Genomic DNA, 23157 nt, shown 5'->3' with positions numbered 1-23157 from the left:
TGTTCCTTACTGACTTTATCGCCTATCCGATTTTTTTAGCTCCCTTGGCGCGTCAGCAGAAATAATAATATCACACAGAAATTCCTTTGTCAACAACTTTATTTTTTAATTTTCATAATTTTTTGAACAAAGGCTACAACAATAAATTCCAATTCCTAATAAATTGCAAAATAAAACTTTTTTATATATATTTCGGACATATCAGTTGTCTGACAAAAGATAAAGACAAACCTGATACAGCCGTACTATATATAATTAACATCTAAATCTGTTTTTAGTCAATAAAATAATTTAAATAATTAATTTTTATTATTCAACAGACCTACCTGTTAGCGCCTTGACTATCTCGGGATACTTCCAGGTGAAACTTCTTCTGTCCAATAATCCGAACAGTTCACCGCTACCTGTAAATCCTCCGTTGTCCCACCAAATACACGGTATACCTTTTTCGGATGCTTTTTGAACATAATATTCGGCCCAGTTAACCCTATCCTCAAGATTATTTTTATCCATAGCTCCAAACTCTCCGATAATTACAGGATGGCCGTTATTGATAAAGTGTTCATATATATTATTCATTAAATTGTCTATTTCAGCTGTATCTTCCGGATTATCCGGACTCCATACGGAAGTTCCGTTTTTATTTAAGGCAAAATTATAAGGAGTATACGCATGTATTGATACAATAACTTTTTCATCATCCGGTATTATAAAATCCTCCCATGTTTTAGGATCGGACGATGCGGCATAGGTTGGTATCATCAAATGTCGGTACGGGTTATTGCCTCCTCCCGTCCTGATTGTTTCTACAAAAGATTGGTTAAGTTTATTTACTACATCCCTGGCCTCGGCATTTCCTCCGGTCCACTCATAAGGAGTTCCTTTCATCCTGGGTTCATTCATTCCCTCAAATATAAGATGTTCGTCATAATATTTAAAGCGTTCGGCAATTTGTGCCCAAACAGACGTTAAAATGGTATTTGCTTTTTCAAAATTCTCATATGAAGGAAAATGCCATTCTTCATGATGCATGTTTAAAATGACATATAAACCGTTATCTATTCCATAATCTACTACTTCATTTACCCTGTCAAGCCATTCTTCCTGTATCTTATAATCCGGTTCGGGACCTAAGTGTTTTCCCCATGATACCGGTATTCTTACAATGTTAAAACCTGCTTCTTTTACGGTATCAAATACTTCTTTCTCGGTATAGGGATTACCCCAGGAAGTCTCACTGCTAAGATAAGAACTTCCGGTAGCATCCAAAGTATTACCCAGATTCCAGCCTATGCTAAACTCTTTAATGAGTTCCATAGACGGTATATCCCGTATGGTAAGAGAAGATTTTTCATTCTCATTTTTATCTTTTTTTATATCTTCGTCTTCAGTTTCGTTTATTTTCTCATTTGCTTCTTCATCCTTTGAATCATTGTCATTTATAGTATCACCTTCGGAAGTATATTCATTTTCTACGGTAATATCCTGTTTTTTAGTGCATGATATATATGTCAATCCTATAAAAAGACAAAACATAATTAAAAGAAAATATCTATTTTTTCTCATATTTGCCTCCAAAAGATTTAATATATATAATTAAATGCACTTTTACTTAAATTAATTACATTATGATTTAAATAAACTAATTTTTCAATACCCTTTATTTAATTCTTATACGGCTTGGCAATTTTAAACTTATTTATTAACTTTTATTTAACTTTATTTACAGAAAAAAGAACTCTGAAAGCGATAATATATCGTATCAGAGTTCTTTTTTCACCTTAAACAATATTAAATATGGCCGTATCTTTTTTACAATCAAATTATTATTTTTAAATCATTTTTCCCCGGCTTACTTTTTAAAAAGGCTAAAACCTTTCTTTTTATAAGGTTCTGTCTGAATCGACAATATGCTGTAACCGGTTTCATTTATGGTTTTACGTAAATCCTCTTCATCTAATCTTTCATCACTTATGATTTCAGCCTGTTTCTTTTTATGAGATGATGAAACTTTCTTTACGGAAAATGCTCTGCGTAAAGCGTCGTTAATATGCGCTTCACACATAGAACATACCATTCCGTCTATGCCAATAATTGTTCTATACATAACATCATTCCCCTTTTAGGCTCTTTCGTACTTTTTCTTATTAACGCTTATGGCAGGAGCTGCCCATCGGACACGAACTGCATTTACTTACGCATAAGGATTTTCCTTTTCTCCTGTCATTACGCATCTGAATTATAATACCCGCTACAATTGCAACAAGTAAAAGCCCTACAACTATAGTAGCTAGATTACTTATTATAAAATTCATCCCAATCAGCTCCTTTGCCACTTATCCTTAAACCCTAACTTTGGAAAGTTTGGTTGTCTTAGCTTGTTTTTTAAAGAACAACATATATACCATCAGTGCCAACAATAATAAAGCAGTAATAAATCCGGCTAAATTTAAATTACCGGTAAAAAATACTCCAAATTGATTAATCATGAGTGATACGGCATAGGCAAATAAACATTGATATCCGATTGCAAACCAGGTCCATTTTGCGTTATTCATCTCTCTTCTTATTGCACCGATAGCTGCAAAGCAAGGAGCACAAAGCAGATTAAATACCAGAAATGAGTAGCCGGTTACGGGAGTAAATACCGAGCCAATGGTTTCATAAACCGTAGCCTCTTTGCCACCGTACAAAATGCCCATTGTACCTACTATATTCTCTTTTGCCACAAGACCGGTTAAAGAAGCTACTGTAGCCTGCCAGTTACCCCATCCGAGAGGTCTAAATATCCATGCAATAGCACTTCCTAATATTGCCAAGACAGACATATCCAATTCTTCCTCGGCAAGCATTCTAAAGCTTCCGTCTACAAATCCAAAACGGGTAGTAAACCATACTAAAATCGTAGAAAGTAATATTATTGTTCCTGCCTTTTTTATAAATGACCAACCGCGCTCCCACATGGAACGAAGCACATTTTTAAGGGCAGGCCAGTGATAAGCCGGCAATTCCATAACAAAAGGAGCTGGATCTCCTAAAAACATTCTTGTTTTCTTAAGCATAATACCGGAAATAATAATTGCAGCCATACCTACAAAATATGCAGAAGTAGATACCCACGCGCTTCCGCCGAAAATAGCTCCGGCTATCATGGAAATAAACGGCACTTTCGCACCGCAAGGAATAAAAGTGGTGGTCATAATTGTCATACGCCGGTCACGTTCGTTTTCGATTGTACGCGAAGCCATAACACCCGGAACTCCGCAACCTGAACCGATCAGCATCGGTATAAATGACTTTCCCGAAAGCCCAAATTTACGGAATATCCTGTCAAGAACAAAAGCAATACGTGCCATGTATCCGCAGGCTTCAAGGAATGCAAGGAGGAAAAACAGTACAAACATCTGAGGCACAAAGCCCAAAACAGCACCTACACCGGCCACGATACCATCATTGATTAAACCTGAAAGCCACTTTGCAACACCGACATTTTCCAGTCCATTGCTTACAAGTACCGGTATACCGGGAATCCAAATACCGTAATCTGCCGGATCCGGTTCATCAAACCCTCTTTCTTCAAAATATGCAACAGCATCAAGATAAGAAATTCCAATTGTGGTTTCATAATCCGCATCATTCGGAATCTCATCATAGTATACGGTCATTTCCTGTATAGCAAGAGTTTCTTCGTCTTCAACATAAGCGATACCTGTTTCTTTTTTCGAAACAGCTTTCATTTCGGCAAGTGCTTTATCCGAATTAAAATCCTCTGCTTCTAAATCAAGTTCATAAAAAGCATTTACGGCATTAAATGCATCAATATATTCTTGGGATACTTCTTCATATTTGCTTCTTCCAATTCCAAGAAAATACCAACCGTCTCCGAACAGTCCGTCATTTGCCCAATCGGTTGCAGTCGCACCTATTCCGACCATGGATATCCAGTAAACAAGAAACATGGCTAAAGCAAAAATAGGAAGACCCAAAAAACGGTTGGTCACCACTCTGTCTATCTTATCTGAAGCAGACAAATGGCCTGCATTCTTTTTCTTATAACAGTCTTTAATTAACGAAGCTATGTAAATATAACGTTCGTTGGCTATAATACTTTCCGCATCATCGTCCATTTCATTCTCGACTGATTTAATAACCTCTTCCGCTTTATTAAGTTCATCCTCCGAAAGTTTTAGTATTTCCAAAATTTTTTCGTCCCGCTCGAAAGTTTTGATTGAATACCAGCGAAACTGCTTTTCATATACTTTGCTTTCAATTAATTTTTCAATCTGACTTAAAGCATTTTCAATCGGTTCCGAAAAAATATGTTTGGAAAACGTTTCGGTACTCTTTGCCGCTTCGATAGCTGCTTTTGCTGCCTCTGATATACCGGTTTCCTTAAGAGCGGAAATTTCAACAACCTTACAGCCTAACTTTCGGGAAAGTTCTGCCGTATTAATCTTGTCGCCGTTCTTTTTTACTACATCCATCATATTGATGGCTATAACCACCGGTATTCCAAGTTCCGTTAACTGAGTAGTAAGATATAAGTTTCTTTCCAGATTGGTTCCGTCAACTATATTTAGAATTACATCCGGCTTTTCATTAATCAAATAGTTTCTTGCGATTACTTCTTCCAAGGTATACGGAGAAAGTGAGTAAATTCCCGGAAGGTCTATAATTGTTACATCATTATATTTTTTTAACTTACCTTCTTTTTTTTCGACGGTGACACCGGGCCAATTTCCGACAAACTGATTGGATCCCGTAAGCACATTGAACAGAGTTGTTTTACCGCAATTAGGATTACCCGCAAGAGCAATTTTTAAACTCATAATTTTCCTCTCTTTCTGATATTTTAGTTACCCATGGCTAACTCGTTGACCAAAAAATAAAGGTATTCCCCTATCATAATCATTCAACTTCAACCATTTCTGCATCTGCTTTGCGTATGCTTAATTCATATCCGCGTACCGTAATTTCCACCGGGTCTCCAAGCGGTGCAACCCTACGTACATAAATATCAATTCCTTTTGTAATACCCATGTCCATAATTCTGCGCTTTATTGCACCTTCTCCGTGAAGCTTAACAACCTTAACGGTCTGACCTACTTTTGCGTCCCGCAATGTATACATTTATATATCCTCCCACAATAATTTATCGTTAAACCATAATCTTTCTGGCCATCTCGTCATCAATTGCTATACGTGCTTCTTTTACTTTTACAATTACATTGCCGTTAAGAATATTTATTATACTTACGCTCCCGCCGGCAACAAAACCGAGATTTTCCAGATGTCTTTTAATCTCAGGGCTTCCGTATATTTTTTTAATTACATTTTCCTCTCCGGGTACAGCCAAATTAAGTGGCATCATATATAATCACCTCTTTTATGAGTTACCTATAGCTAACCTATTAAAATAATTATAGTTACCCTAAGGTAACCTGTCAAGTAAATTTTGTCAAACTTGACTATAGATTTTATAACGTGTAAAATATTGAAAAATGAATGTTGGAGGCGAAAAATATGCAAGAATCCGGTGAAATGTATTTGGAAACAATTTTGATTCTCGGAAAGAGTGGTAATGCAGTACGTGCCGTAGATATATCGGATAAGATGAACATATCAAAAGCCTCCGTCAGCAGAGCTCTATCCAGGTTAAAAAATGAAGACTGTATAGTTGTTGATGATAAAGGTCATATTTCTTTTACAGAAAAAGGACGTATAATAGCCGAAAAAATTTATGAGCGTCATCAGCTTATAACCGAATTTCTTGTAAAACTTGGCGTGGATTATCAAACTGCATCAGCAGATGCCTGCAAAATGGAACACGTTATAAGTGACAAAACCTTTAAAGCAATGCAATCCCTTTTATTAAACCAGAATAATAAATGAGTTTTATTTCATTGTTCTGTAAACATATACTTTTCACGAAAAAAAGCGAATCGATTTTTCGATTCGCTTTTTTTAACGGAGAAAGAGGGATTTGAACCCTCGCGCCGGCTTTCGCCGACCTACACCCTTAGCAGGGGCGCCTCTTCAGCCTCTTGAGTATTTCTCCAATTGCTGAATTTATAGTAATTATTTTTTTATTAGGAAAACCTAACGGAAACAAACCTAGTATATCAAAAGCTCTTTCTTTTGTCAACTGATTATATCTGTATTTTCATATAAATTATTTCCATTTGAATCAATAGCAACTATAACCGGAAAATTTTCCACATATAACTCATGAATAGCTTCGGTACCTAAATCTTCATAAGCAATTACTTTTGACTTCTTGATACATTTGGACAGCAATGCTCCCGCACCGCCTGTCGCGACAAAATATACCGCTTTGTTTTTTATAATGGATTCTATTACACTTTGGCTTCTGTATCCTTTGCCTATCATTCCCAAAAGCCCTGTATCCAGCAATAAAGGAGTATATTTGTCCATCCGGCTGCTTGTAGTCGGACCGGCCGAACCTATAATCTGTCCTTCTCTTGCCGGGCTTGGGCCCATATAGTAAATTACATTGTTTTTCAGAGAAAAAGGAATTTCTTCTCCTTTTTGCAAGGCTTCATACATTCTTTTATGGGCGGCATCCCTTGCAGTATATATTACTCCTGTTATGTATACATAATCACCGGCTTTTAAATTTTGAACCTCTTCTTTTGATAAAGGTGCAACAATATGTTTTTCCAAACCCATTCCTCGCCTTATCAAAATTTATAATTTAAAATCTTTTGATTTTTAAATATTACCCGTATTTTTATATTAATGGATTTTAATTTAAACTTATTTAAAATTTTTATTCTTCAATTTAATTTTAGAAATTCAACTTATAAAATCAAGGTAATAAAAACTTTCAGTTATAGAATTCTTGTTATATGCCTGTTTACATGGCAACATATATTTACGGCTACCGGAAGCCCTGCTATATGAGTCGGATAAGTTTCTATTTTTACACCCAAAGCTGTAATCTTTCCTCCGAAACCTCCCGGTCCGATACCCAGTTTATTTATCTCTTCAAGCAGTTCTTCTTCCAGTTTTCTTATATGAGGAAAATTTGAAGGTTCGTCAAGATTTCGGGTTAACGCTTTTTTGGCTAGAAGAGCGCATTTTTCAAAGCTTCCGCCTATTCCCACTCCTACGACTATAGGAGGACAAGCATTGGGACCTGCTAATTTAACCGTCTTAAGTACGGCTTCTTTTATTCCTTCTACTCCGTCCGACGGTTTTAACATATAAATACGGCTCATATTTTCGCTTCCGAACCCTTTCGGCACAACTGTTATCTCTATAAAATCACCCGCTACAATTTCATAGTGTATTACTCCCGGCGTATTGTCCATGGTGTTTTTTCTGATAATAGGATCCGAAACCACGGACTTTCTTAAAAAACCCTCTTTATATCCCTGCCTTATTCCTTCGTTTATGGCTTCTTCCAGAGAGCCTCCTTCAATGTGTACATCCTGACCTATTTTAACAAATACAATTGTCATTCCCGTATCCTGACATATGGGAATTTGTTCATTTTCTGCAATATTCATATTTTCACAGAGTTGTCCCAGTATCAGTTTCCCAAGATCGGATGTTTCGTTTTTATAGGCATCCATAATACGGGTACTTACATCAGAAGCCAACTTATAGTTGGCTTCGATGCACATTTCTTTTATATTTGATACAATTTCGCCGGTATTTATGACCCTCATACTATTTATCATCTCCGGTTTTGTCGGTATCATCCGAATAAGTTTCTTCATCCAACTCTTTTTCCAAATTTTCAATAACCATATCATCGGACGTATTCTTGCCGTCATCCCTTACTTTTGCCAAACTGGCGACATAAACATTATCATTGTCCAGATGAATTAATTTAACACCGGAGGTAATCCTTCCGAGTACAGGTATATCACTGACCATTATACGGATTATTATGCCTTCGGTAGTTATAAGCATAACTTCATTTTCTTCGTTAACCGCTTTTACTCCTACAACATTACCGGTTTTTTCGGTAATCTTATAGCATTTTACACCTTTACCTGCCCTGTGTTGTAAACTAAATTCATCTATCGATGTCCGTTTACCCATACCGTTTGCCGATGCAATAAGCAAATATTCTCCCTGACTGTTAAGCTGCATTCCCACTATCTCATCATCTTCATCAATAGCCATACCTATTACACCGGTCGATGATCTTCCTGTAGGTCTTACATCCTGCTCATTAAACCTGATGCACATACCGTTTTTGGTTACCAAAAAGACATCCTTATTTCCGTCGGTTATTTTTACTTCTATCAGTTCGTCGTCTTCCCGGAGATTTATGGCAATTAAGCCTGACTTTCTTATGTTCTCATATTCTTTGACGGAAGTCTTTTTTACTATACCTTTTTTAGTTGCCATAAACAGGTAGCGGTTGTCTTTATATTCCTTAATCGGAATAACAGCCGTAATTTTTTCTTCCGGCATAAGCTGCAACAGGTTTATTATAGCCGTTCCTCTTGCGGTTCTTCCGGCTTCCGGAATTTCATAAGTTTTCAGGCGATATACTCTTCCCTGATTCGTAAAGAACATAATAAAGTGATGGTTCCTTGCCATGAACAAATCTTCAATAAAGTCTTCATCAATTGTATGCATTCCTTTTATTCCCTTGCCGCCGCGATGCTGACTCTTAAAATTATCTATTGTCATACGTTTTATATAGCCAAGTTTTGTCATGGCAATAAGCATAGTTTCATCCGGAATTAAATCTTCAACCGAAATTTCCGATGCGTCATAGCTTATCTTAGTTCTGCGCTCATCTCCGTATTTGTCACGAATTAAAACAATTTCTTCTTTAATGACACCCAATAATTTTTTCTCATCGCTAAGTATAGCTTTATATTCGGCTATCTTTTGAGTAAGTTCGGCAAATTCCGCTTCAAGTCTTTCCCTTTCCAGACCTGTAAGAGAACGAAGCCTCATATCGATAATAGCCTGTGCCTGGATATCAGTAAATGCAAATCGCTCTATCAATCTTTCCTTGGCTTCATTACCGTTTTTTGAATTTCTTATAATATTTATAACTTCATCTATATGATCAAGGGCTTTAAGTAATCCCTGCAAAATATGAGCCCTTTCTTCGGCCTTATTTAAATCATATTTTGTCCTTCTTGTTATAACTTCCTTCTGGTGATCCAGATAATAATTAAGCATCTGGAGAAGGTTAAGTACTTTTGGCTCGTTGTTAACCAAAGCAAGCATTATTACCCCGAAGGTATCCTGCAGCTGTGTATGTTTGTATAACTGATTTAATAAAACATTGGCATTAACATCCCTGCGGATATCAATTACAATCCGCATACCGTGTCTGTCCGATTCGTCCCTAAGTTCTGTAATACCGTCGACTTTTTTTTCTTTTACAAGCTCGGCAATTTTTTCAATCAGCCTTGCCTTATTTACCATATATGGAATTTCGCTGACAATAATACGGGACTTTCCGTTCGGCAGAGTTTCAATTTCACTCACGGCCCTGACTGTAATTTTTCCTCTTCCTGTTCTGTAAGCTTCTTCTATACCGGTTGTACCGATTATTTCCGCTCCGGTAGGAAAATCCGGACCCTTTACGATATCAAGAATTTCATCTATATCGGTATCCCTGTCTTCTTCTACCCGATTGTCTATTATTCTAACGACAGCATCAATAACCTCCTTAAGGTTATGAGGAGGTATATTGGTTGCCATTCCAACTGCTATTCCTGAGGTTCCGTTTACCAACAGATTCGGAAAACGGGCAGGCAAAACCGACGGTTCTTTTTCAGATTCATCAAAGTTCGGAACAAAATCTACCGTATCCTTATTGATGTCTGCAAGCATTTCCATGGAAATCTTGCTTAATCTAGCCTCCGTATAACGCATGGCCGCAGCGCCGTCACCGTCTACCGATCCGAAGTTTCCATGGCCGTCTATCAACGGATATCTGGTTGAAAAATCCTGAGCCAGCTTAACCAAGGCCTCGTATATGGAACTGTCACCGTGGGGATGATATTTACCCATGGTATCACCGACTATACGGGCACATTTACGGTGAGGCTTATCAGGACCGTTATTTAATTCAACCATTGCATATAGAATTCTTCTTTGAACCGGTTTTAAACCGTCCCTTACGTCGGGAAGTGCACGGGATGCTATAACAGACATGGCATAATCTATATAAGATTTTTCCATGGTCTTTTTAAGGTCCACATCCTGCACTTTATCGAAGATATACTCGTCCATTATTTTTTCCTCCGTTTTCAATCTCTGCCGGGATAATTACGATAATTTCAAATATATCATTTTATGCTATAACCCAAACAAATCCCGTTATTATATATCCAGATTCCGGACATACTTGGCATTTGCCTCGATAAATTCCCTTCTGGGTTCGACTTTATCTCCCATAAGTGTAGTAAAGGTCATATCTATTTCCGAAGATTCGTTTTCATCCATAGTAACTCTAAGAAGTATTCTTTTTTCCGGATCCATAGTTGTATCCCACAGCTGTTCGGAATTCATTTCTCCGAGCCCCTTATATCTTTGAATTCTTACCGAATTGTCTCTGCCCAGCTCATTTAGTAATTTATTTAATTCATCATCGCTGTAAGCATAACGGATAGTATTACCCTTTTCAATTTTATACAGGGGGGGCTGTGCCATATATACATGACCTCTTTTGATAAGCTCAGGCATAAATCTGTAGAAGAATGTAAGCAGCAAAGTAGCAATATGGGCTCCGTCAACGTCCGCATCAGTCATAATTATAATCTTATGATAACGTAATTTTGATATATCAAAGTCATCCGATATTCCTGTACCGAACGCTGTTATCATAGCTTTTATTTCTTCGTTTTCCAGAATCTTGTCAAGCCTTGCCTTTTCAACATTTAAAATTTTTCCCCTTAACGGAAGTATTGCCTGGGTAGCTCTTGATCTTGCAGTCTTTGCGGATCCTCCCGCAGAATCACCCTCAACCAGGAATATTTCACATTTTGTAGGATCTTTTTCCGAACAGTCTGCAAGTTTTCCCGGAAGGCCTGACCCTTCCAAAGCCGTTTTTCTTCTTGTAAGTTCCCTTGCTTTTCTTGCGGCTTCTCTTGCTCTCTGAGCTAATACGGCTTTTTCACATATTATTCTTGCAACAGACGGATTCTGCTCCAGATAATAAGTAAGCTGTTCGCTTACTATACTTTCCACGGCACCTCTTGCTTCACTGTTTCCTAACTTTTGCTTTGTCTGTCCTTCAAACTGAGGTTCTTGAATCTTAATGCTTATTATTGCAATAAGACCTTCCCTTATGTCTTCACCGGACAGATTTGCTTCGTTGTCTTTTAAAAACTTCTGACTTCTGGCATAATCATTTATGGTTTTTGTAAGTGCATTTTTAAAACCTATTAAATGGGTGCCGCCTTCAGGTGTTGTTATGTTATTTACAAAACTGTAGCACCCTTCAACATATGTTCTGTTATGCTGCATTGCAACTTCAACATAAACATTGTCTTTAGTTCCTTCACAGTAAATTATATCCGAATACAAAGGATCTTTGTGGCGATTAAGATATTTTACATACTCCTTTATACCGCCTTCATAGTAAAATTGTTTTTCTACAGGATTTTCTTCCCGAAGATCTCTTAAAATAATTTTTATACCTTTGGTCAAAAAGGCTATTTCTCTGAGTCTTTGCTTTAAAGTTTCATAATCAAAAACTGTTTCCTCAAATATTTCCTTATCGGGAAGAAACGTAACCTTAGTTCCCCTGCAGTCGGTTTCACCCAGTTCTTTAAGTTTTGTTACAGGCTTTCCTCTTTCATAACGCTGCCAGTATTTTTTCCCGTCAATGCATATTTCAACTTCCAGCCACTCAGACAGGGCATTTACAACACTTGCCCCAACGCCGTGTAAACCTCCGGATACCTTATATCCTCCGCCTCCGAACTTTCCGCCGGCATGAAGTATAGTAAATACCACTTCTACCGCCGGAATTCCGGCTTTGTGATTAATACCGACAGGTATGCCGCGGCCGTTATCCGTTACAGAAACGGAATTGTCTTTATATATTTCAACTACTATGGTATCACAAAAGCCTGCTAAAGCTTCATCAACCGCATTATCTACAATCTCATAAACCAGATGATGCAATCCTTTGGAGGAAGTGGATCCTATATACATACCGGGTCTTTTTCTTACAGCCTCTAACCCTTCCAATATTTGTATCTGATCCGCACCATATTCATATTCCATTTTTTTCACTCCGTTCCTCCTAAAAAATTTCAATATCTATAATTTTATGGTTATCAATTACTTATCATAACTAATTTTCACAGATTACAGTTCCTTTATATACATGAAAAATTTTATTGTATGTAAACCTGTGATTTATAAATTCTTCCAATCCGGTACATGTAACTATTGTTTGTATGTCTCCTATGCTGTCAAGCAAGTGATTCTGCCGGTTTCTGTCAAGTTCAGACAAAACATCATCAAGTAAAAGGACCGGTTTTTCTTTTATAACTTCTTTTACCAACTGAATTTCAGCCAATTTTAAAGATAAGGCAGACGTTCTTTGCTGCCCCTGGGATCCGTATTTTCTGATATCAATATTATTAAATAAAAAGGACATGTCGTCCCTGTGAGGTCCAACATTAGTCATTTTTAATATTAAATCCCGTTCCAGTGAATTTCTTAATTTATCTTCAAACTCATCCGTTCTAACATTTGGCTCATATCTAAGAATTAGTTCTTCTTTTCCTCCGGTTAGCTTATTATGTATGGAATATATCAGCTCATTAATTTTTTTTATAAATGTTTTTCTTGATTCAATTATTGCGCTTCCATGTTCTATAAGTTTTAAATCCCAAATATATAAAGTTTCAAGTAAACTTTTGTTAAGACTTATTTGCTTTAGTAAATAATTTCTTTGAGCCAATGCTTTATTATAGTTTGTTAAATGGTACATATAAATTTTATCAAGCTGGCATAATTCCAAATCCAAAAATCTTCTTCTTTCACCGGGTCCATTTTTAATGATATTCAAATCTTCCGGGGAAAAAAACACAAGGTTAAGCATACCGAATAATTCCCCTTGTTTTTTAATGGGAATTCCATCGATTGCTACTCCTTTGGCTTTATTTTTCTTCAAATGCACATCTATTCTGTGGGATACCTGATTTTTCTCAATATTAATTCTTATATGGGCTTCGTCTTTGTTAAAACGTATTATTTCACTGTCTTTGCTGCCTCTGTGAGATTTGGTAGTTCCTCCGAGATAAATTGCCTCAAGAATATTAGTTTTCCCCTGGGCATTTCCCCCATATAAAATATTGATGCCTTTGTCAAAAACAATTTCAAGATGCTCAAAATTTCTGTATTCTTTAAGTTCTAATGATTTAACTATCATTTTTGCACCAACGTTCTATTTAAGCAGGTTTCATTTATCCGGATTTATTGCTTATTTTATAATTTTTATTATTTGCCCGTTATATTCCACAGTATCTCCGTCATGGAGTTTTTTCCCTCTTTGTGTTTCTATACGGTTATTTACTTTAACCATTCCGTTTTGAATCACATTCTTTGCTTCTGCACCGGATTTTACAAGCCCTGCTGCCTTTAATGCCTGTCCCAGCTTTATAAAATCGTCCCTTAATTTAAATTCCTGCATATATACCTCTTTTCAACTACCAAAAAATTAACGTTTTTTAAGGTTACTTTTTATTTAGTTTATACTACAATAAAAAGTCTCTTTATTAGGTTATTATTTCCAATTTTAAAATAATTATGATGCTACATTTATATTGACAGGCAATATTAAGTATATATAAGACTGTTCCTCATCTCTGATAAAACAAGGAGCCTTAGGGTTTATTAAATATATATCAACTGTTTCATCATCTATTACTCTTAAGGCATCCATTAAATATTTGGGATTAAAACCGATTACGATTTCCTTGCCCTCCATCTCGATATCTATATCTTCCTTCATTGACCCTATCGAGGTATTAATATTAAGCTCGAAGTTATTGTCTTTAATTCTTAAAATAATCGGCTTTTTATCTGTTTCCCTTATTAAAAGAGATGCTCTTTCTATACAGCTTAACAATTCCTTTTTATTAATCTTTACTTTAGTTTCATAATCACTTGATAACATCTGGTCAATTCTGTAATATTCCCCTTCAATCAGCCTGGTGACAACTACTGTATCGTCAAACTCAAACAAGGCATGCTTGTCCGTAAAGTAAATATTAACCAGGGAAGAAGTTTCTCCGGACAATATTTTACTTATTTCATTCAGAGTCTTTCCGGGTATTATAACTTTTTTGTCATCGTACTCATCTTTTAAAGTAATCTTTCGTATAGATATCCTATGGCCGTCAAGAGATATAACTCTTAACTCATTTTTCTTAATTTCAAATAATTCTCCGGTCATTATCTTGTTGCTTTCATTATCTGAAATAGAAAAAACTGTCTGCCTTATTACTTCTTTCAAAGTAAACTGAGACAGAATAAGGGGATTTTCTTTTTCAATTTCAGGAAGGGACGGAAATTCTTCGCCGGATCTTCCGACTATTGAGAATTTTGCTTTTTCACATATGATTTCTGTTACATAATTTTCATCAGTAGAAATACTTACTTCGTTTTCCGGAAGCCTTCTTACTATTTCTGAAAATATTTTTGCATTTAAAGCAACCATTCCCTCTTCTATTATGTTTCCTTTTACCTTTGTTTCTATACCAAGCTCCATATCGTTGGCAGTAAGTTTTATGCCAGAATCATTTGCTTCTATAATCAAACATTCAAGAATAGGCATGGTTGTCTTTGCCGGTACAGCTTTAAGTACAATATTAACACTATTTAGCAGGTCAGATTTTTGGCATTTTATTTTCATATGTGAATAAACTCCTTCCCAGTTTTATAAATATATAAATAAAAGATTTTTAGAAGTCTTAGTAATATGCTCGGTTGATTTGTTGATATCCGGTCAAACACCCGATAAATCAAAGGTTTAACAAAATGATAACCGTGTAAATAAATAAAAAAACCAATGTGGAAAGGAATATCTTTTAATAACATTCCAAAAATTTGAAGTTAATAACTCACAAACAATGAACAGCATATCAACTGGTTGTCAACATATTATAAACGACTTATTCGGGATTTATTTTTTTAATAAGTACATCAATAGTGTTATGTAATGAAGGATCTTTTTTCATGTCACTTTCTATTTTATCGTAACCATGAAGAATAGTAGAATGATCCCTGTTGCCCAGTGCTTTACCGATATCGGTAACAGACAAATCGGTTAAGCGCCGGCATAAATACATAACAATTTGACGCGGATATGATACAACTCTGCTTCTGTCTTTTGAATAAATATCAGAAGAACTGATATTATAATGCTCGGCTACAATATCTACTATAAGTTCAGGAGTTATAATTTTTTTCTCGTTTGGAGAAATAATGTCCTGCAAAGCTTCTTTTGCGAGTTCAAGGTTAAGTTCCCGTTTCTTTAAGCGGGAAAAGGCAACAACCTTGGTAAGAGCCCCTTCAAGTTCTCTGATATTTGATTTAATATTTGTAGCAATATATTTAAGTACTTCTTCATTAATACTGTAACCGTCCAATTCTTCCTTCTTTTTTAATATAGCCATTCTGGTTTCATAGTCAGGAGACTGGATGTCGGCCATCAGACCATGTTCAAATCTGGAACGGAGCCTGTCCTCCAAAGTAAGCATTTCCTTAGGTGGGCGGTCACTGGATATAATAATTTGCTTTTTTGCTTCATGCAAAGTATTAAAAGTATGGAAGAATTCTTCCTGGGTACTTTCCTTTCCTATAATAAACTGAATATCGTCAATCAGAAGAATGTCAATATTGCGGTATTTTTCCCTGAATTGAGCCGTAGTTTTTTTCTGAATGGCATCAATAAGTTCGTTGGTAAATTTTTCGCTTGTAACATATAAAACCTTTGTATCCGGGTTTTGATTTAAAACAAAATGAGCTATGGAATGCATTAAGTGCGTCTTTCCAAGTCCGACTCCCCCGTATATAAAAAGAGGGTTATATATTTCACCTGGATTTTCAGCAACAGCTAATGCGGCTGCTCTTGCAAACTCATTGTTTCCTCCGACTACAAAGGTATCGAAAGTATATCTGGGATTTAGGAATGTAGGGATATTTTTTTTATTACTAGAACTGGACGATCCCTTGTTTTTGTCTAAGGAATCCAACTGACTGGCAAGAACAAATTTTAATTCAAAAGGTTCGTTCATTATTTCTTCTATTGATACCTTTAGGAGTAATTCGTATTTATTTCTTATATGTTCATAACCGAAATGTCCGATCTTCTCGTCATTTATAACAATAGTAATGACATTATCATGTACGTCATATACCTTTAAGGGTTTAAGCCAGGTATTGTACGAAACATTGGTAATGCCATATTCAGAAACCATATATTCTAATATTTCATCCCATTTTTCTTCTATTATACTTTTCATTGCAGCCTCCATAGATACTCACATATTAATATATTATAACAATTTTTTTAAATTTTCAATGGTTATTATACCACATAAAATTTTTCGTCATTATGTGGAAATGGTGATAAAAATAAAAACAATACCAACAACCTGGTTTTGAGGATAAATTAAGGCATAAACGAACATTAATAAAATTATAGAAACATTTTATCCACAAAAACATCAAATTTATCTACAAAATCAACAGTAATATATATAAATAGGAAGAAACACATACAAATATTAGGGAAAGCAAGCAGTTATCAACAAAATAACCACTTGACGTAAGTAATGATTGAGAATATAATAGACGTGATATTCCAAAATAGATGGTAGTTGAGCTCATCTGATATAGAGCGCCGGTACAGTTAAAGGAGGTGCGTAGAGATGAAAAGAACATTCCAACCCAGTAAAAAACCGAGAGCTAGGGTTCATGGTTTCAGAGCCAGAATGAGAACCAAAGGCGGAAGAAAAGTTCTCTCGGCAAGAAGAGCAAAAGGAAGAAAGAAGCTGACAGCTTAGTTTAAATAAGGTCGCAGTATTGTGACCTTTTCTTCTATGAAAAAAATGTAAAAAATTGCAGAATAACTATTATTTTTTTGGGTAAAAAAATGGGAAAATCAAAATCAATAAAAAGAAGTCTGGATTTTAAAGAAATATACAGTACCGGTGTATCATATGCAAATAAAAATTTGGTTATGTATGTAAGAAAAAACGGAACAGATGAAAACAGACTGGGAATATCGGTAAGTAAAAAAGTCGGAAACAGTGTTATAAGACACAGAATAACTCGTCTGATTAGAGAAAGTTATCGGTTAAATGAAGGAAGATGTATAAAGGGATTGGACATAGTAGTTGTCGCAAGAATAGGTGCCAAGGGAAAAAATTATTTTGAAATTGAAAGTTCATTGTTACACCTTATGAAGTTACACGGTATTTTGGTAATTTAATCTTAAAATATCGGCCGGTTTTAAAAGAAGGGTCATAAATGATTAAGAAAATACTTATATTTATCATACGATTATATCAGAAATATATATCTCCCCTAAAAAAGACCAGTACTTGTATTTATACTCCTACCTGTTCTTCTTATGCGGCGCAGGCACTGGAAAAATATGGGGTAATTAAAGGCTTATATTTAACGGTAAGGCGAATATTAAGATGTCATCCGTTTCATAAGGGCGGTTTTGATCCGGTACCTTAAAAATGTTCGGAAAGCAGGATTGGAGCATCCAATCCATATTATTTTTTATCAGCTCCTAAGGAGGATTTGAAGTTGGAAGTTATAATTTTAGGTAGTCTGTTAAGTCCCATAGCAAAACTGCTTGGTTTGATAATGAACGGGATTTATGAATTTTTTCATTGGTTTGGAGTAGAAAATATAGCCCTGTCTATAATTGTATTTACTTTTATTACGAAAATGTTGATGCTCCCGTTAACGATAAAACAGCAGAAATTTTCAAGATTACAGTCAAAGATTACACCCGAAATTCAAAAGATACAGGAAAAATACAAAGGAAAGAAAGATGAAGCGTCACTCAGAAAGCAACAGGCAGAAACACAGGCAGTTTATGAAAAATACGGAGCAAGCCCTACTGCCGGATGCCTGCCCTTACTAATTACACTACCAATTATGTTGGCATTATATAGGGTTATAAATAATGTTCCCGATTATGTCAATATAGTAAAAGAATATTATACTACGGTAGCAACCGCAGTTCAGACCCATGGAACCGAAATATTGTCGGGTATTGTATCAAATTATGAAAAATTGGATCTTTCTACAATTGAAAATATAATAAAGTCTTTAGCTGTTTTTAATACTTCACAATGGAACAGTTTGCTTCAGGCAGGTCTTTCACAGGAAGCAAATAATGCTATAAGAAGTATTATGGATGTCAATAACTTTTTAGGTTTAAGCATAACCAATACCCCCAGCTGGAGATCATTATCCATTATAATACCTATATTATCTATGGGATTGCAGTTTATCCAAAGCAAGCAACTTAACGTTAAGACTAATTCAAAAAATGATGTGCCAAATCCTATGTCTTCCATGAATATTGTAATGCCGATAATGTCAGGATTTTTTTGTCTGGCGCTTCCAATCGGTGTCGGTATATACTGGATTGCAAGCTCTGTAATTACTATAATACAGCAATTTTTTGTAAATAAGTATCTGAATCGAATTGATATAGATGAGCTGGCAGAAAAGAGTCAGGAGAAGGCAAGCAAGAAATATATGAAATCCAAAACAACAGGAGGACCTTCCATACAGGAATTGGCGAAAACCAAAACAAAAAATATTGATGGTGTTTCAGATAGTTTGAAGGATAAGAATAGTGAAGATAGCCAAACGGATGACATCGATCGGGATGCAGAAAAAGAAGAAAGTTCTTACAATCCGAAAAGCATATCTGAGATAGCTAATATTCTGAAGAACAGGAAAATAGAAAAGGGGGACTAATAATGGATTGGAAAGAATTTACTGCAAAAACCGTAGATGAGGCCCTGACAAATGCAATGTTGGAGATAGGTACCACTATAGATAATTTGGAATATGAAGTAATAGAAAAAGAATCATCCGGTTTTTTCGGAATGTTTAGCAGACCTGCCAAAATAAGAGTAAGAATGAAACTGAGCATTGAAAATACGGCCAGAAAATTTCTTGAAGAAGTATTCGATGCAATGAACATTAATGCAAAACTTGATATAGTTTACGATAAAGAAAATGAATTACTTGAAATAAATATTGAAGGAGAAGAAATGGGAGTACTTATAGGTAAAAGAGGACAAACATTAGATTCCCTTCAATATTTGGTAAGCCTTGTCATTAACAAGAATAGCGATAAGTATATTAAAGTTAAACTTGACACTGAAAACTACAGAGAGAGACGAAAAGAAACTCTTGAAAATCTGGCAAGGAATATAGCATATAAAGTAAGAAAAACAAGAAAATCAATTGCTTTAGAGCCTATGAATCCTTATGAAAGAAGAATTATTCATTCTGCATTACAGAACGATAAGTATGTGGAAACCTATTCTGAGGGAGAAGAACCGTATCGAAAGGTAGTTATCGGTTATAAGAAATCAAATCATGATATAAAGCCCAGATACGGTAAAGAAAATTCAAGAAGATACAGACGGGATTATAAAAAGGAAAATAAAGACAACAAGGAACAAATACCGACAGAAATAGTATAGGATAATGAGAATCAATATTTGAGATTACTGGTGTCTTCAAAGTAGGTTTTACTTTAAGACACCTTTCATTTATAATTTTATAATTGAATCAATATTTTTGTTTCCTGGATTTATGAAAGGAGAAAACTCATGAACACGGATACAATAGCTGCAATAGCAACCGGAGTAGGAAGCGGCGGTATAAGCATTATAAGAATAAGCGGTAATAATGCTTTACCTGTTATAGATAAAATATATAAGTCTAAAAAAAATAATAAATTGATATCAGAACAAAAAAGTCATACAATACATTACGGATTTATAGTTGACGGTGAAGAAGTAGTAGATGAAGTAATGGTTACTGTCATGAAGGCACCTTTGACATATACCAGGGAAGATGTGGTTGAGATAAATTGCCATGGGGGTATAGTAGTAACGAAGAAAATTCTTGATATAGTATTAAAACAGGGTGTAAGACTGGCAGAACCGGGAGAATTTACAAAGAGAGCCTTTTTAAACGGCAGAATAGATTTATCGCAGGCAGAAGCCGTATGTGATATAATAAATGCAAAAAATGAAATGGCCCTTAAAAATTCTCTCAATCAGTTAAGAGGAAGAGAATTTGATATTATAAAAGAGTTAAGAGAAGGAATTTTAAGGGATGTAGCATATATAGAAGCAGCTTTGGATGATCCTGAAAATTACAGCCTGGACGGATTTTCGGAACATTTGTTAAATAATATAGACAGTTATTGTAAAAAGATTGAGAAGTTAATTTCGGATTCAAAGAATGGAAAATTAATAAAAGAAGGAATAAAAACAGTTATTCTCGGAAAACCCAATGCGGGAAAATCCAGCCTTTTAAATATTCTGGTAAAAGAAGAACGGGCTATAGTAACGGATATAGCAGGTACCACCAGGGATACCCTTGAAGAAACAGTTCAGTTAAATGAAATAACTTTAAATATTATTGATACTGCCGGGATCAGAAAAACAGAGGATGTAGTTGAAAAAATCGGTGTGGAAAAAGCAATCAGGATAGCCAAAGAAGCTGATTTGATTATATATGTAATAGATTCTACCACACCTTTGGACGAAAATGACGAAGCAATACTTTCCCTAATAAGGGATAAAAAGGCTATATTATTGTTTAACAAAAGTGATTTGCCGCCAAAGATTAACATAAATGAATTAAAAGAAAAGACAGATCATCCTGTTATAATTACATCTTTTATTAATTACAAAGGCCTTGATGAACTTGAAAAACTTATAAAGGAAATGTTCTTTAAAGGAGAACTTAAATTAAATGAAGATATATTAATTACCAATGACAGGCATATCGAAGCGTTCAGAAAAGCCCTTGAAGCCTTAAGTATGGTAAAAGATAGCATTGAAAATCAAATGCCTGAAGATTTTTATTCTATTGATTTGATGACAGCATATGAAGTGCTCGGAAAAATTATAGGAGAAAATGTAGAGGAAGATTTAATAAATCTTATATTCAGTGAATTTTGCATGGGTAAATAACTTAGTTGTACTTAGAAAGGATAATGATTTATATGTCATTTGTATATGAAGAATATGACGTAGCCGTTATAGGTGCAGGTCACGCCGGATGTGAAGCAGCTTTGGCATGTGCCAGACTATCATTAAAGACAATAATGTTTACAATTAGTGTAGACAGTATTGCCATGATGCCTTGCAATCCTAATATAGGCGGAACATCTAAAGGGCACCTGGTAAGAGAAATAGATGCCTTGGGCGGAGAAATGGGAAAAAATATAGACAGAACCTTTATTCAGTCAAGAATGTTAAACTTATCTAAAGGTCCTGCCGTACATTCTTTAAGAGCTCAAGCCGATAAAATGGAATATTCGAAATCTATGAGAATGGTACTTGAAAATACTCCAAACCTGACAATTAAGCAAGCCGAGATAATAGATATAATTACGGAAAATAATAAAGTAACCGGAGTAAAGACAAGTTCGGGAGCAATTTATCCTTGTAAAGCGGCTATAATATGTACCGGTACCTATCTGAATGCCAGGTGCATATATGGAGAAACGGTACATTATACGGGACCCAACGGATTGCAGGCGGCTACTCATTTAACTGAAGCCTTAAAAAAACTGGGAATAGAAATGATGAGATTTAAGACAGGAACTCCTGCAAGAATTGATAAAAGAACCATAGATTTTTCAAAGATGACGGAACAAAAGGGTGACGAGAAAATTGTTCCTTTTTCCTTTACAAATAAACCGGAAGATTTAAAAAGAGAGCAGGTTTCCTGTTGGCTTACCTATACAACACCCGAAACCCATGAAATTATTCGAGCCAATATTGACAGATCACCTTTATTTAACGGTAATATACAGGGGACCGGGGCAAGATATTGCCCTTCCATAGAAGATAAGGTGGTAAGATTTCCGGACAAAGACAGACATCAGGTATTCATCGAACCGGAAGGAAACTATACCAACGAAATGTATGTTTCAGGTATGTCAAGTTCCCTTCCGGAAGATGTTCAGGTAAAGATGTACAGATCGGTTCCCGGCCTTGAGAATGCTCAAATTGTAAGAAATGCATATGCCATAGAATATGACTGCATTAATCCTTCTCAGCTTAAACCTACTCTTGAATTTAAGAAAATAGAAGGCTTGTTTAGTGCCGGACAATTTAACGGGAGTTCAGGATATGAGGAAGCGGCTGCCCAGGGAATCATGGCAGGCATAAATGCTGCTATGAAATTACTGGGAAGAGAACCTGTAGTACTTGACCGCTCACAGGCTTATATCGGTGTATTGATTGATGATCTTATTACAAAGGAGAATACTGAACCTTACCGCATGATGACTTCCAGGGCGGAATACAGGTTAATATTAAGACAGGATAATGCAGATTTAAGATTAACAAAAATAGGATATAAAATAGGGCTTATAGATGAGGAAAGATATCAGGCCCTTTTAAGAAAAGAAGAACTTATAGAAAAAGAAATAAACAGGCTGAAAAATACAATAATAGGAGCAAACAGCCAGGTTCAGGAATTATTAAAAAGCCTTAACAGTGCACCGTTAACTACGGCTGTAACCTTGGCAGATCTTATAAAAAGGCCTGAGTTAAATTATGAAATGCTTAAAAGCATAGATCACGAAAGGAAAGAATTACCTGATGATGTAATTGAGCAGGTTAATATTAATATTAAGTATGAAGGATATATAAAAAGACAGCAAATGCAAATAAACCAGTTCAAAAAGATGGAAAACAAAAAAATACCGGAAGATATAGATTATTATGCAATAACGGGCTTAAGAATAGAAGCAAGACAAAAACTGGACAAGTTCAGGCCGGTTTCAATCGGACAAGCATCAAGAATTGCCGGAGTATCACCGGCAGACATATCAGTACTGCTTATTTACCTGATGCAATATAATTCCAAAAATAAATCTGAATAATTCTGTAT

The 23157-nt window shown here is 35.5% G+C and carries 22 protein-coding genes and 1 tRNA gene; 8 read left to right on the top strand and 15 right to left on the bottom strand.

The window, feature by feature from the left end; genetic code table 11:
• Nucleotides 1-309: 309 nt before the first annotated feature.
• The 6 genes from HHT355_RS12550 to HHT355_RS12525 form a co-directional block, all read right to left on the bottom strand.
• The gene (locus HHT355_RS12550) at nucleotides 310-1566 is read right to left on the bottom strand and encodes a glycoside hydrolase family 5 protein (protein WP_242967674.1); all 1257 of its coding nucleotides are present in this window, start codon (nucleotides 1564-1566) and stop codon (nucleotides 310-312) included.
• A gap of 286 nt (nucleotides 1567-1852) precedes the next feature.
• Nucleotides 1853-2107, bottom strand: coding sequence for a heavy-metal-associated domain-containing protein (locus HHT355_RS12545; RefSeq protein ID WP_103203786.1), 255 nt, complete (start codon nucleotides 2105-2107; stop codon nucleotides 1853-1855).
• Nucleotides 2108-2147: 40 nt separating this feature from the next.
• Complete coding sequence (locus HHT355_RS12540) at nucleotides 2148-2315, bottom strand: FeoB-associated Cys-rich membrane protein (protein ID WP_103203785.1); 168 nt, start codon at nucleotides 2313-2315, stop codon at nucleotides 2148-2150.
• Between the two features lie 27 nt (nucleotides 2316-2342).
• Nucleotides 2343-4829 carry a ferrous iron transporter B gene (feoB, locus tag HHT355_RS12535; RefSeq protein WP_103203784.1) on the bottom strand — a complete coding sequence of 829 codons (2487 nt, stop codon included), beginning with the start codon at nucleotides 4827-4829 and terminating at the stop codon, nucleotides 2343-2345.
• 79 nt (nucleotides 4830-4908) lie between these two features.
• Entirely contained in the window at nucleotides 4909-5130 is a 222-nt protein-coding gene (locus tag HHT355_RS12530) for a FeoA family protein (protein ID WP_103203783.1), read from the bottom strand.
• Between the two features lie 28 nt (nucleotides 5131-5158).
• Nucleotides 5159-5371: a FeoA family protein gene (locus HHT355_RS12525; protein ID WP_103203782.1), complete on the bottom strand. Its 213-nt coding sequence runs from the start codon at nucleotides 5369-5371 to the stop codon at nucleotides 5159-5161.
• A gap of 152 nt (nucleotides 5372-5523) precedes the next feature.
• Here HHT355_RS12525 and HHT355_RS12520 point away from each other — a divergent pair, with 152 nt between their 5' ends.
• Entirely contained in the window at nucleotides 5524-5892 is a 369-nt protein-coding gene (locus HHT355_RS12520) for a metal-dependent transcriptional regulator (RefSeq protein ID WP_103203781.1), read from the top strand.
• A gap of 76 nt (nucleotides 5893-5968) precedes the next feature.
• On the opposite strand, the gene HHT355_RS12515 is transcribed toward HHT355_RS12520, so the two are convergent.
• The 9 genes from HHT355_RS12515 to dnaA all read right to left on the bottom strand — a co-directional run bounded on the left by HHT355_RS12515 (nucleotide 5969) and on the right by dnaA (nucleotide 16493).
• Nucleotides 5969-6058: transfer RNA gene (locus HHT355_RS12515), tRNA-Ser, on the bottom strand.
• 83 nt (nucleotides 6059-6141) lie between these two features.
• Nucleotides 6142-6684 carry a Fe-S-containing hydro-lyase gene (locus tag HHT355_RS12510; RefSeq protein WP_103203793.1) on the bottom strand — a complete coding sequence of 181 codons (543 nt, stop codon included), beginning with the start codon at nucleotides 6682-6684 and terminating at the stop codon, nucleotides 6142-6144.
• 167 nt (nucleotides 6685-6851) lie between these two features.
• The gene (locus HHT355_RS12505; protein WP_103203780.1) at nucleotides 6852-7694 is read right to left on the bottom strand and encodes a fumarate hydratase; all 843 of its coding nucleotides are present in this window, start codon (nucleotides 7692-7694) and stop codon (nucleotides 6852-6854) included.
• Nucleotide 7695: 1 nt separating this feature from the next.
• Nucleotides 7696-10239, bottom strand: a complete 2544-nt coding sequence (gyrA, locus tag HHT355_RS12500; protein ID WP_103203779.1) for a DNA gyrase subunit A — start codon at nucleotides 10237-10239, stop codon at nucleotides 7696-7698.
• Between the two features lie 90 nt (nucleotides 10240-10329).
• Nucleotides 10330-12240, bottom strand: coding sequence for a DNA topoisomerase (ATP-hydrolyzing) subunit B (gyrB, locus tag HHT355_RS12495; protein ID WP_103203792.1), 1911 nt, complete (start codon nucleotides 12238-12240; stop codon nucleotides 10330-10332).
• A 70-nt stretch (nucleotides 12241-12310) separates the two neighbouring features.
• Nucleotides 12311-13396: a DNA replication/repair protein RecF gene (gene recF / locus HHT355_RS12490; RefSeq protein WP_103203778.1), complete on the bottom strand. Its 1086-nt coding sequence runs from the start codon at nucleotides 13394-13396 to the stop codon at nucleotides 12311-12313.
• Nucleotides 13397-13447: 51 nt separating this feature from the next.
• Nucleotides 13448-13657 (bottom strand): RNA-binding S4 domain-containing protein, encoded by a 210-nt coding sequence (locus HHT355_RS12485; RefSeq protein ID WP_103203777.1) that lies wholly within the window; start codon nucleotides 13655-13657, stop codon nucleotides 13448-13450.
• Between the two features lie 114 nt (nucleotides 13658-13771).
• A complete protein-coding gene (gene dnaN, locus HHT355_RS12480) occupies nucleotides 13772-14881 on the bottom strand; it encodes a DNA polymerase III subunit beta (RefSeq protein ID WP_103203776.1) in 1110 nt (369 codons plus the stop codon).
• Between the two features lie 259 nt (nucleotides 14882-15140).
• On the bottom strand, nucleotides 15141-16493 hold the full coding sequence (dnaA, locus tag HHT355_RS12475; RefSeq protein ID WP_103203775.1) for a chromosomal replication initiator protein DnaA: 1353 nt from the start codon (nucleotides 16491-16493) through the stop codon (nucleotides 15141-15143).
• 408 nt (nucleotides 16494-16901) lie between these two features.
• Here dnaA and rpmH point away from each other — a divergent pair, with 408 nt between their 5' ends.
• The 7 genes from rpmH (at nucleotide 16902) to mnmG (ending at nucleotide 23149) form a co-directional block, all read left to right on the top strand.
• Nucleotides 16902-17036 carry a 50S ribosomal protein L34 gene (rpmH, locus tag HHT355_RS12470; protein ID WP_103203774.1) on the top strand — a complete coding sequence of 45 codons (135 nt, stop codon included), beginning with the start codon at nucleotides 16902-16904 and terminating at the stop codon, nucleotides 17034-17036.
• An 89-nt stretch (nucleotides 17037-17125) separates the two neighbouring features.
• Nucleotides 17126-17464, top strand: coding sequence for a ribonuclease P protein component (gene rnpA, locus HHT355_RS12465; protein ID WP_103203773.1), 339 nt, complete (start codon nucleotides 17126-17128; stop codon nucleotides 17462-17464).
• 38 nt (nucleotides 17465-17502) lie between these two features.
• Nucleotides 17503-17718 (top strand): membrane protein insertion efficiency factor YidD, encoded by a 216-nt coding sequence (gene yidD, locus HHT355_RS12460; RefSeq protein ID WP_103203772.1) that lies wholly within the window; start codon nucleotides 17503-17505, stop codon nucleotides 17716-17718.
• Nucleotides 17719-17790: 72 nt separating this feature from the next.
• Nucleotides 17791-18981, top strand: a complete 1191-nt coding sequence (locus HHT355_RS12455) for a YidC/Oxa1 family membrane protein insertase (RefSeq protein ID WP_103203771.1) — start codon at nucleotides 17791-17793, stop codon at nucleotides 18979-18981.
• Nucleotides 18982-18983: 2 nt separating this feature from the next.
• On the top strand, nucleotides 18984-19718 hold the full coding sequence (jag, locus tag HHT355_RS12450) for an RNA-binding cell elongation regulator Jag/EloR (protein WP_103203770.1): 735 nt from the start codon (nucleotides 18984-18986) through the stop codon (nucleotides 19716-19718).
• A gap of 129 nt (nucleotides 19719-19847) precedes the next feature.
• Nucleotides 19848-21224: a tRNA uridine-5-carboxymethylaminomethyl(34) synthesis GTPase MnmE gene (gene mnmE / locus HHT355_RS12445; protein WP_103203769.1), complete on the top strand. Its 1377-nt coding sequence runs from the start codon at nucleotides 19848-19850 to the stop codon at nucleotides 21222-21224.
• Nucleotides 21225-21256: 32 nt separating this feature from the next.
• Nucleotides 21257-23149, top strand: coding sequence for a tRNA uridine-5-carboxymethylaminomethyl(34) synthesis enzyme MnmG (gene mnmG, locus HHT355_RS12440; RefSeq protein WP_103203768.1), 1893 nt, complete (start codon nucleotides 21257-21259; stop codon nucleotides 23147-23149).
• Nucleotides 23150-23157 lie beyond the last annotated feature (8 nt).

Source organism: Herbinix hemicellulosilytica (assembly GCF_002904165.1).
Classification (GTDB): Bacteria; Bacillota; Clostridia; order Lachnospirales; family Lachnospiraceae; genus Mobilitalea; species Mobilitalea hemicellulosilytica.
The sequence above is the reverse complement of the archived record's forward strand: the minus strand, read 5'-3'. Positions and strand labels throughout refer to the sequence as shown.

Coding starts and splice junctions, on each gene's coding strand:
- feoB (WP_103203784.1), bottom strand. CDS start 4,829: ATGAGTTTAAAAATTGCTCTTGCGGGTAATCCTAATTGCGGTAAAACA.
- HHT355_RS12505 (WP_103203780.1), bottom strand. CDS start 7,694: ATGAGGGTCATAAATACCGGCGAAATTGTATCAAATATAAAAGAAATG.
- yidD (WP_103203772.1), top strand. CDS start 17,503: ATGATTAAGAAAATACTTATATTTATCATACGATTATATCAGAAATAT.
- recF (WP_103203778.1), bottom strand. CDS start 13,396: ATGATAGTTAAATCATTAGAACTTAAAGAATACAGAAATTTTGAGCAT.
- dnaA (WP_103203775.1), bottom strand. CDS start 16,493: ATGAAAAGTATAATAGAAGAAAAATGGGATGAAATATTAGAATATATG.
- HHT355_RS12525 (WP_103203782.1), bottom strand. CDS start 5,371: ATGATGCCACTTAATTTGGCTGTACCCGGAGAGGAAAATGTAATTAAA.
- HHT355_RS12530 (WP_103203783.1), bottom strand. CDS start 5,130: ATGTATACATTGCGGGACGCAAAAGTAGGTCAGACCGTTAAGGTTGTT.
- gyrA (WP_103203779.1), bottom strand. CDS start 10,239: ATGGACGAGTATATCTTCGATAAAGTGCAGGATGTGGACCTTAAAAAG.
- gyrB (WP_103203792.1), bottom strand. CDS start 12,240: ATGGAATATGAATATGGTGCGGATCAGATACAAATATTGGAAGGGTTA.
- HHT355_RS12485 (WP_103203777.1), bottom strand. CDS start 13,657: ATGCAGGAATTTAAATTAAGGGACGATTTTATAAAGCTGGGACAGGCA.
- rpmH (WP_103203774.1), top strand. CDS start 16,902: ATGAAAAGAACATTCCAACCCAGTAAAAAACCGAGAGCTAGGGTTCAT.
- rnpA (WP_103203773.1), top strand. CDS start 17,126: ATGGGAAAATCAAAATCAATAAAAAGAAGTCTGGATTTTAAAGAAATA.
- mnmG (WP_103203768.1), top strand. CDS start 21,257: ATGTCATTTGTATATGAAGAATATGACGTAGCCGTTATAGGTGCAGGT.
- HHT355_RS12520 (WP_103203781.1), top strand. CDS start 5,524: ATGCAAGAATCCGGTGAAATGTATTTGGAAACAATTTTGATTCTCGGA.
- HHT355_RS12545 (WP_103203786.1), bottom strand. CDS start 2,107: ATGTATAGAACAATTATTGGCATAGACGGAATGGTATGTTCTATGTGT.
- mnmE (WP_103203769.1), top strand. CDS start 19,848: ATGAACACGGATACAATAGCTGCAATAGCAACCGGAGTAGGAAGCGGC.
- HHT355_RS12540 (WP_103203785.1), bottom strand. CDS start 2,315: ATGAATTTTATAATAAGTAATCTAGCTACTATAGTTGTAGGGCTTTTA.
- dnaN (WP_103203776.1), bottom strand. CDS start 14,881: ATGAAAATAAAATGCCAAAAATCTGACCTGCTAAATAGTGTTAATATT.
- jag (WP_103203770.1), top strand. CDS start 18,984: ATGGATTGGAAAGAATTTACTGCAAAAACCGTAGATGAGGCCCTGACA.
- HHT355_RS12550 (WP_242967674.1), bottom strand. CDS start 1,566: ATGAGAAAAAATAGATATTTTCTTTTAATTATGTTTTGTCTTTTTATA.